At 45.9% G+C, this 1,593-nt stretch carries 1 protein-coding gene; it reads left to right on the forward strand.

Features of this window, described 5'->3' with window-relative positions:
• Positions 1 to 213: 213 nt before the first annotated feature.
• Positions 214 to 1,512 carry a UDP-N-acetylmuramoyl-tripeptide--D-alanyl-D-alanine ligase gene (locus tag H6A34_RS14365; RefSeq protein WP_205106070.1) on the forward strand — a complete coding sequence of 433 codons (1,299 nt, stop codon included), beginning with the start codon at positions 214 to 216 and terminating at the stop codon, positions 1,510 to 1,512.
• The last annotated feature ends 81 nt before the right edge of the window (positions 1,513 to 1,593 follow it).

Consider the following 1,593-nt stretch of genomic DNA (forward strand, 5'->3'; position numbering starts at 1 on the left):
GATATAATAATTTATCCTTTCCCACATTTTTATATTCTCACCTCCTCACCTTCTCACTTTCTCACCTTTAAATTTTGCATTTCGCTCGTCTTGCACTATCTTTTGATAAAATAGGCATCGCCTCGGAAATGAAAATAAAACTTCGTTTCCCTCACTTTTATTTTGCATTTCGCTCGTCTTGCACTATCTTTGCCGTGCAATAAAAGTACTATAATGGATATATCAGGACTTTACAAAATTTTCTTGGAGCATCCGACCGTTACTACCGACAGTCGTGAATGCCCAGAAGGATCAATTTTCTTTGCTCTTAAGGGAGCTTCGTTTAACGGTAATGCTTTCGCGGGCAAAGCGCTTGAACAGGGTTGTGCGTATGCCGTGGTAGACGAAAAGGAAGTTGCCGAGACCGGTGACAGCCGATATATAGTTGTAGACGACTGTCTTTCCGCCTTGCAACAGCTTGCCAACTACCACCGCCGTAAGCTCGGGACGAGAATCGTCGGGGTTACCGGCACCAACGGCAAGACGACAACCAAGGAGCTGCTTGCTGCCGTATTGGGCGAAAAATACAATGTTCTTTATACCGAGGGAAACTTCAATAATCATATCGGTGTGCCGAAAACATTGCTGCGCCTCAAGCCTGAGCACGAGATGGCTGTTATCGAGATGGGGGCAAACCATCCCGGTGAAATCAAGACACTGGTGAACATTGTCGAGCCTGACTACGGCTTGATAACCAATGTCGGCAAGGCGCATTTAGCCGGTTTCGGCTCGTTTGAGGGCGTGATACGTACCAAAGGCGAGTTGTACGATTATCTGCGTGACCATGGAGGCAAGGTCTTCATAAACAGTGGTGACCCTATATTGAGTGAGATTGCAGGTTCGTTGGTTAGAATAAAGTATGGCATTTCAGACGTGGCTGATGCCGAAGTTAATGGCGAGGTAACCGTATGCGACCCGTATCTGAACTTCCGTTGGCGCCATGAGGATGGCCCTTGGCATAATGTAAGTACGCATATCATAGGCAGCTATAATATAATGAACATGCTTGCTGCCGCTTGTGTAGGACTTTATTTCGAGGTTAAGCCTGAACAGGTGGACCATGCCTTGGCAACGTATGTACCCAAGAACAACCGCTCCGAACTGGAGGTTACCGCACACAACAGCCTTATAATCGATGCGTATAACGCCAATCCTACCAGTATGAATGCTGCGCTTACAAACTTCAGGGATATGAAGGCCGACAACAAAATGGCCATATTGGGTGATATGGGAGAACTCGGTGCGGTAAGCAATGAGGAACATCAGAAGGTGGTTGACTTTCTGAAAGATTCAGGTCTGGACGAAGTATGGCTTGTAGGAAAGGAGTTCGGGAAAACAGTCTGCCCATTCCGGAAGTTTAATGACGTAGAAGAGGTTAAGCAGGCAATTGCAGCCCATCGTCCGGAAGGCCGTTGCATACTTATCAAGGGAAGCAACTCAATGCACTTATATCAGTTGCCAAAGCTACTGTAGTTTCTTTTTTTGAGTGGTTAAAGTAGTTAGAAGGAGTTTAAACAGGAGTTAAGGAGTCAAGAAGTTAAGGAGTTAAGACAT

Source organism: Marseilla massiliensis, assembly GCF_016899855.1.
In the GTDB taxonomy this organism is placed as follows: Bacteria; Bacteroidota; Bacteroidia; order Bacteroidales; family Bacteroidaceae; genus Prevotella.